This is a genomic window from Vibrio sp. D173a (assembly GCF_030248475.1).
The window spans coordinates 1-7,488 of the sequence record NZ_JAHGAH010000312.1 but is presented as its reverse complement, the minus strand read 5'-3'; the positions used below and the strand labels follow the sequence as shown (position 1 = coordinate 7,488).

Here is a 7,488-nt window from a genome sequence, read left to right as displayed (position 1 = left end):
ACCCAACCAATAATGGTTGGCAGCGGCGAGACCGCAATAAGAGATCCTCAATATGTGTTTGTCGTAAGCAATGCTTGATGACCGAAATGACAAAGCGAAGTAGATAACTTTGTTGTTCGAAGAGCATTGGCTGCTCACGCAGCCAATAGGATGTTGTTGCCTATTGACAGGCAGAAGGCTCATATGTGTTATGTTGAATTTGGCAACCCAGATTAATCTTGTGGGTTTTCTTTCGCGTTGATCTCTGCGTATGTGTGCAGAAGCTCTGTCAGAGTTTTCACCCAAGCGAAAACATCTGTTGGTGTGTTTTCTAGTAGCTTTTCTACTTGTTCACAATGGGTTTCCAGTGTAATTGCTTCTTCAAGACGGAATGAAATTGCGTAGAAGTGCCAAAGGACTAGACGCGTCATTCGCTCGCTGTTTTGCTTCGCGTTATCAGATTCATCAAACGCTTGTTGAATTTCACTTAGCGCGATTGCTGTCATACGTAACATCGCATCTAGGCGCGCCGACAACATGCGGTCTTCACTGTCTACTTCTTCCTGATCAAAGGTAAACAGCTCGTTCATCACGTCTTCTGGTACCATTTTGCTGATCATGCGCGCACTGAACTCTTCCAGTTCATGGCGTGGCATAGTCACTAGACAATCGAATGTGTAATCACGAAGCATAAAATCACTCTACATTATTTATCACTTTTAGGGTGCGCATTCTAAAGACTGTGGCTTCAATTACCAGCGTTTATTATCTTTGATGAAAAAACAAACGCACATAAGAGAGGTTAATCGGAAGATTTGCTCTTCTGAAAATACTGGAAAACTTTCCAAACAAGGAATCCCGCAATGCCAACAATTAATGCTGAACGAAGCAGAATAGGTGCATCGTGTTCTAGCTGGCTAGCATGAGGGACAATACTTGCAAATAAACGACTGGTAAAAAACAGCCCCATCACCAACATAATAATTTTGTTCATACGATCTACCCATTCCAATACAAGCACAGCAAACAACGATCAATCTACTTGCCAACAAGGGCAAACCGGCCCTGAGTGAACGTAAAAGAATGCGCGTCTTGGGGTTAGCCGTCAATGCGTGGACGAGTAAGCTAATATTGCAAATGTGAGGGTGCGCTTAGCGATTTTGGCTACATAAATCTTAAGTGCCGCACCTTAACTCCCAAAAAACTCATCTCGCCGTTCTTCGAGCCACAAGTCATAGCTTTTCATCACTTTGGAGAACTGAGAGCTCTGAATATAACCGTTCAACCACGCTTTTAAGTTCGGGTAAGAAATCACGAATACAGGCACACTTCCCTTCGGTGAAGCTTCTAACATCTCCAATGGTTTGTTATTGAGCTAAATGGAACGCATTAAGACGCGTTGCTGGGCTTTGAACAATGCAAGTCGAGATCGAATCGAGTAGGGGCAATTGTGCAATGAGTAAAGGATCGGCACAGAATAATTGTTGCTCTTGAGCACCATCTTCAAACGTCCTTCTTAATACTATCCCGCCTTTAGAGTAGCAAAACTTCCCAGCCCCATTCCATATAGAGCTCTATAAGCTTCACTTGAAACCACTAAAACTTCAAAAAGAGGAAATGACACTGCGGAAACTTCACCGCGTTTTGTGCTCATTGCTGTGCTTAAAATAGTAACGAAACCAATGCCGTCACCCCCAATAACACGTGAGTGAGAACGACATGAATAGCGATGCGAAACAACTACTTGAACATTTGTGCAACCAATACGACAAACTGTCACAGGACCTAGAATCTCGCCCTTTCCCTGAGTTCTCAGAGACCATTTCTCACCCATTAGGGAGCTGCTTCGTTCATTGCTCAGTAGGCAGCCAACGCTTTTCGATTGTTTCAGTTAACTTCGCTCCCAAGATCAGAGGACAAGGTGTTTTTACATCGTTTCTTAGTTACGTTAGAGATCACCCGTACGAGTATCAAGGCGTTGAAGTCGCTATCATTGAAAACCGACATCTGGCTAAGCGGTTACTGTCGCGGGGATGGGAATATAAATCTCTGTTTAGCCGGCTCTTTTTTTCACACAAACCGACTCTGATTAAAGACTTTCAATACACGTCGTAACTTGTGGTGTCGTTCGGTTAATCGCCTTTCAACATCTCGATAAAAGCTTGCCTTGATTGCTGAGAGCTGTCGCGATGTGTGGTGTGTTCTACATGCGTACCTTTATCGGCTATCTCTGATAACTCAATCCCCCACAAAGCGTTGATCTCATTTGGTACGATAGAGTAACGCACGTCAATGACTCGCAATCCCTTGTTTGGGTCTCTGGCGATGAATCCATCAGAAAACCAACGAAATCGTTCAATGTCTTTGGCTTGCTGCGATGCAGGATCCAACCATGGAAAATCTGCAGCCACATTCAACTTGGCAATGAATTCTCCGGTATACGTTTTTATTGACCTCCCTGCTCTTATGGCATCAACGTGGTAATGGTGTTCGGTTTCGTAGATGACTTTCCAAACCAAGGTATTTGCGAACGTGGGTTTGGCTTCTAATCGTTGGGGTGTATGCCGCCTTGCTTCAGCTAACGCCCAACCTGCCTCTTCTGCTCGGTCTCTTTGATACATGCCAAATGTGAGATAAACAAGCGCCCAAACTACAGCAATACGCGGATACCAAGGGTTACGCTTCATCAGGCCAAGTATCAAAGTGAACAAGATTGGTAAGGTAAAAAGAGGGTCAATCACGGAAACCGTACTCCAAGAATAACGGGTATCGGTGAACGGCCATAAGAGCTGGGTCCCGTAGCTGGTACATGCGTCCAATAAGCCATGCGTAGCGTAACCTAATGCGCAGTACCACCAGCTTTGTTTGAAGGATAATCTACCTTTTTTAGCAATAAGTGGATGTAATATCAGGGCACAGATAAAGCTTCCAATAGGGATAAAGAAAAGTGAATGTGTGAACTGTCGGTGAAATTCCAAAAACAGCAATGGATCCTTGGTTGATCGGATCAATATGTCCAAGTCTGGCGCCATGCCTGCAAGTAAGCCAAGTGCACCAGCAGCCACTAGATGCTGCTTTTTACCCGCTGACAGGGACAAGGATGCCCCAACTAATCCTTGAGTTAATGGATCCACGGTTTGTTCACTCTGCTGTGCTTAAAAACGAGAAATCTTTGCCCCATAAAATCTCCGTATTTAAATAAAAGGACTGGTTTTAATCCATCACGCCGAAAGCGATTGAAAAATAACGCGTTAGTTTTAGTGTAGATGGCTTAGGTTTGTTCGCGAGTTTGTCTTAAATACGACTCAGAGGTAGGGTTTGACGCTTCAACTTATGTCAGTCTCTCTATGAGTCTTCTAATCAGGTATAATCCCGCATCCAATATTTGGAGTATAAACGTCTACATCACTCAACCTGTACCATTGTCGAGGCATCTCTTGCAGCTAACCAGCTTTAAATTCAAAACGCGTAAAGGCCCTGATTATCGTCACGGCGACCAAGTGTCGTTCATCGACATCAAAGAGACGTTTGGCATCGGCGGTATTCGTATTGGTAAGTGGGTGAACAAGGAAGAAAAAGATCTCGCCGCGAACTTGATCTTCGATTCTTTAGCAGACTTGGCGTTTATATTGGCGCTGCCACCTTCTGCTATTGGTCTTCGTGGCAACCTAAACATTGCTTTCGGAACTGGGGGACGAAAAGGCGTTCAAGCGCATTACGCTCCGAATCAGCGCGAATTGGCATTAGCGAAAAACGCAGGAGCCGGAGCACTGGCCCATGAGTTTTGGCACGCATTTGACCACTACATTGCTGAAAAGGCGTTTGATATTGGCGACCGTTCCGGCCCTCAGCGTAAGACGATTTTCGCCAGCGATTGTTGGCTCCAAAATGCCGATCATTTTCCGCACCCACTCAATGAGCGATTGCTTAAGATATTTGACGCCACATTGCTCACGCCAGACGGCCAGGATAGACACGATTATGTGTCTCGAAGTGTAAAAGCAGACCAAGCAATGGGATCGAGCTACTTTTCACAGCCTACTGAGATGATGGCAAGAGCCTTTGAGGCCGTCGTAGAGTCATGCTCTGGTATAGAGAACGCTTATCTAGTTTCGGGCACAACCAAGCCTGACACCTTACCCCTCTATCCCGATATAGCGCACAGACATGTCATTAATGACGCACTGCAAGCGTACTTTCGCCCTTTGGGAGATGCCCTAAGTCGTTGATACGTGTATAGCGACTATTCATCATTATCTCGCGCAGTTTGAGCATAAACCTTTCCCATCAATCTCAAAAAGGTTTATACATAACATTATGTTATTCAAGCTACTGAATATTTCATGACGTCAAAAGAAATTCTAAAAATTCGCAATGTCCGCTGTTTCCTTATGTTCCGAACCAGCTATTTTGCTCGCTTCTATTATCCCGTATTTACCCTGCTCTATTTGGACTACGGGTTAACACTTTCTCAGTTTGCCATGCTCAATGTCGTGTGGGCGGCGACCATTGTTTTAGCTGAAGTACCGTCTGGCGCCTTCGCTGATACGCTAGGTCGTAAAAGACTGGTGGTTTTATCATCGCTCGTCATGTTCATCGAAATCGCAATGATCGCCTTTGTCCCAACTGGGAACCCCACTTTTGTTTTCATTGTGTTTTTGATTAACCGAGTATTGAGCGGCTTAGCGATGGCGTTGGCCAGCGGCGCCGATGAAGCATTGGCGTACGATACGTTAAAAGAACAAGGCAAAGAGGAGCTGTGGCCACGTGTATTGCAGATTCAACTTCGCCTTTCGTCAAGCGTTGGTATTGTTGTCACACTATTGGGGGCAGCCATGTACGACGTTAACTTTATGGCGTCGGTGTATCATTTCCTTGGACTGGCAGAGCCAGAAACGACCCGAGACATCATGCGCATCCCTGTTTACGCGACATTGCTTGTTGCGTTGATTGCCATCTACGCGGCGCTGGGCATGAGAGAAGCAAAAAGGGTTATTCCTAGCAACGAGAATAAATTAGCTTCGACCATAGCAAGTATAAAACTGACGCTAAACACAGCGAAATGGGTACTGTCTACGCCTTACGTACTGTTTATCTTGCTTTATTACAGTTTGTTCGAACACACTTCGCGTATGTTTTTAACCATGAACAGTCAGTACTATCGCGCAATTGATATTCCAATTATTTACTTCGGTTTTATCGGGGCTGGCATTAGCTTATTGCAGATCATCTTGGCTGATCAAAGCCGCCGATTGGCAGAAAGCATGGCGCCGAAGACGTTTATCTTAGTCATGGGAATGGCCACAATGGCAACTTACTATTGGATTAGTATGGGCTGGTCGATTTATGGGGTAATTCCTGCGCTGATTCTGATCTTTATTATCATGACGATGAACATCTTCATCAGTTACCACCTGAACAAAAAGACCGAGTCACATAACCGAGCAACGGTATTAAGCTTCAAAGGTTTGATGTTCAACTTGGGCTACGGTTTGATCGGTATGCTCTATGCCTACTACTACAAGTTGCTCTCGCAAAACTATACCGAAGCACAGATAGAACAACACATCGACTTTATCGCATCGCTGTCTTCGTTCTTCTACTATTTCACGTTCTTGTTTATCGCTATCAGCGTCTATTTCTATATCAAAGATAAAAAACAGGCGATCTTCTAAGCCCTTGCAGCAAAAATAAAATAAGGCGAGCCATTTGGTTCGCCTTATTGATTATTGGCCCGGATTTCAGTTAGTTCTATCTAAACTCAAACAGCTCTCGATGAAACGACTTGGCTGGTAGACCGATATTGATAAATGCTTTCTCAAGCGTCTTACCTAATTCGGAAGGCCCACAGAACCATACACTGCTGTGCTGTATATTTGTTATGCGCTCAATGACTTCCGTGTTGGTGAAACGCCCTTCTTCACTTGTATTTCTCATGTATAGCTTTACGCCCGCTTCCTTTGCTCTGCGTTGTAGTTCATCCAGAAGCACCTTGTCTTCTTCTCGATAGCTGTAGAAAAGCGTTACGGACTTTGTTGTCCCTATCGCTTCAATTGCGGTTAAAAATGGCGCGATGCCGATACCCGCCGCAAACCAAATTTGTTGCTCTGTATCATCTTGGAAATTGAAACAACCGTATGGGCCTTCTATCTGAGCTGATTGTCCGACTTCAAGCGTTTCGATTAATGAAAGCGTGTAATCACCATTGGCTTTGATTAGTAATCGCACTTGGCCGTTTTCGTTATGAGCTGACGCCAAACTAAATGGATGTGGCCGTTCTTTATCGTCAAATCCGATGAATGCAAACTGACCCGGCTGATACGTAAACTGAGGCTCAAGTACTTTAACCTCCACTTCAACTCCGCCGTTGATTGATTTGATACTACTAACCTTGGCGGGATAACGTTTCTTCTTACCATTCAAACCTAAGACGGTAATCAAGCATCCTACCGTTGCTAACCCGCTGACCAACAGAAGAATAGCTCCGGTAACGGTTAACCATAAGCTTGCATCAAAGAACATCACCATATGCAGCTCTAAAAGCAGGTAAAGATATGGAAAGACTTTATGAGTAAGCTGAAAGAGGTTGTGTTTGAACTTCTTAACCCACGCAATCAAAACAAAAGCAGCCGACAGATAGAAGCCATATTCACCAATCAACTGTGCCTGATCACCCAATGCATCAATCAGCTTCCAAAATGGAAAGGTCTCATTCTTTGGCTCAACGTAACCAAAATCCAACGCGAAATCATCACTTAAAAATGCGCCCCAGTGGAACAAAGCGGAAAACACCGCAGAGATCCCAAGGTATTTGTGCAGACGATATTGCTTATCTAGTCCCCCAAACCAGCGTTCCAACGGCCAATGCTTCACAGATAGAATCACGCACAACGACATCAAGATCATTGAGACGATGCCACTGTAGTTGACCAAATAAGTGCGCACCTGCCAAAACATTGACCACTCTAGTGTTGGCGTGCCTATTTGCAGCACCGAGTAAGGGATTAGTAAAGCAACGAATACAATGCCAAAGTTGAGCATCAAATTTCTGTTCATACGGCGACTTCAATCCATCATGATTTTAACTGTCGCCAAACTACCAATAGAAATGTGAAAAACTTGTAGAGCCGAAACGTCCCGTACTTCCTGAATCGATCCCCCCTTTTTTTCGCCAGTCCCCGACGCGACAAAATGTGTGTTTTTAGAACGAATGCCTTTCAAGGGGCATATTCACATTTCTTTTACGTCACCACCTACACTATGGAGACGCCAACGAAAGAATTCTCTCTGGTGAAATGAGAGCTTAAGGAGAAACCAATGAAAAAGTTAATCTTATGTTCGGCCTTGACCGCATTTGGTGTATTGAGCCATCCAAGAGAAGTGGCCCCCAATTTTCGGACATGACTTTAAGTGATTGATCTGTTTGTATAGTACCTAAAAATACTGGAACAGATTATGACTAGAAAACGTAGAAACCACTCACCCGAATTTAAAGCTAAGGTGGCGCTC

8 protein-coding genes are annotated in these 7,488 nt (G+C 44.4%); 3 read left to right on the top strand and 5 right to left on the bottom strand.

Annotation, left to right across the window (positions count from 1 at the left end; genetic code table 11):
- Positions 1-212: 212 nt before the first annotated feature.
- The 3 genes from KIV40_RS24940 to KIV40_RS24925 form a co-directional block, all read right to left on the bottom strand.
- Entirely contained in the window at positions 213-671 is a 459-nt protein-coding gene (locus KIV40_RS24940; RefSeq protein ID WP_285351871.1) for an exoribonuclease R, read from the bottom strand.
- A 110-nt stretch (positions 672-781) separates the two neighbouring features.
- Positions 782-973, bottom strand: coding sequence for a hypothetical protein (locus KIV40_RS24935; RefSeq protein WP_285351869.1), 192 nt, complete (start codon positions 971-973; stop codon positions 782-784).
- A 528-nt stretch (positions 974-1,501) separates the two neighbouring features.
- A complete protein-coding gene (locus KIV40_RS24925) occupies positions 1,502-1,813 on the bottom strand; it encodes a hypothetical protein (protein WP_285351873.1) in 312 nt (103 codons plus the stop codon).
- Between KIV40_RS24925 and KIV40_RS24920 the strand changes: the two genes are divergently transcribed.
- A complete protein-coding gene (locus KIV40_RS24920) occupies positions 1,699-2,094 on the top strand; it encodes a hypothetical protein (RefSeq protein WP_285351868.1) in 396 nt (131 codons plus the stop codon). The genes KIV40_RS24925 and KIV40_RS24920 overlap by 115 nt on opposite strands.
- 17 nt (positions 2,095-2,111) lie before the next feature.
- Here the strand turns inward: KIV40_RS24920 and KIV40_RS24915 are convergent, their stop codons facing one another.
- Positions 2,112-3,113, bottom strand: a complete 1,002-nt coding sequence (locus tag KIV40_RS24915; RefSeq protein ID WP_285351866.1) for a metal-dependent hydrolase — start codon at positions 3,111-3,113, stop codon at positions 2,112-2,114.
- Positions 3,114-3,416: 303 nt separating this feature from the next.
- Here KIV40_RS24915 and KIV40_RS24910 point away from each other — a divergent pair, with 303 nt between their 5' ends.
- Together KIV40_RS24910 and KIV40_RS24905 are read left to right on the top strand one after the other, a co-directional pair.
- Positions 3,417-4,208, top strand: a complete 792-nt coding sequence (locus tag KIV40_RS24910) for a CLCA_X family protein (protein ID WP_285351864.1) — start codon at positions 3,417-3,419, stop codon at positions 4,206-4,208.
- A gap of 114 nt (positions 4,209-4,322) precedes the next feature.
- Positions 4,323-5,654, top strand: coding sequence for an MFS transporter (locus tag KIV40_RS24905; RefSeq protein ID WP_285351862.1), 1,332 nt, complete (start codon positions 4,323-4,325; stop codon positions 5,652-5,654).
- A gap of 76 nt (positions 5,655-5,730) precedes the next feature.
- Here KIV40_RS24905 and KIV40_RS24900 read toward each other — a convergent pair whose 3' ends face one another.
- The gene (locus KIV40_RS24900) at positions 5,731-7,035 is read right to left on the bottom strand and encodes a ferric reductase-like transmembrane domain-containing protein (protein WP_285351861.1); all 1,305 of its coding nucleotides are present in this window, start codon (positions 7,033-7,035) and stop codon (positions 5,731-5,733) included.
- Between the last annotated feature and the right edge of the window lie 453 nt (positions 7,036-7,488).

Bases quoted from the DNA above. Each gene is read 5' to 3' on its own strand.
- KIV40_RS24905 (WP_285351862.1), top strand. From the start codon at position 4,323: ATGACGTCAAAAGAAATTCTAAAAATTCGCAATGTCCGCTGTTTCCTT.
- KIV40_RS24940 (WP_285351871.1), bottom strand. From the start codon at position 671: ATGCTTCGTGATTACACATTCGATTGTCTAGTGACTATGCCACGCCAT.
- KIV40_RS24935 (WP_285351869.1), bottom strand. From the start codon at position 973: ATGAACAAAATTATTATGTTGGTGATGGGGCTGTTTTTTACCAGTCGT.
- KIV40_RS24920 (WP_285351868.1), top strand. From the start codon at position 1,699: ATGAATAGCGATGCGAAACAACTACTTGAACATTTGTGCAACCAATAC.
- KIV40_RS24925 (WP_285351873.1), bottom strand. From the start codon at position 1,813: ATGGGTGAGAAATGGTCTCTGAGAACTCAGGGAAAGGGCGAGATTCTA.
- KIV40_RS24900 (WP_285351861.1), bottom strand. From the start codon at position 7,035: ATGAACAGAAATTTGATGCTCAACTTTGGCATTGTATTCGTTGCTTTA.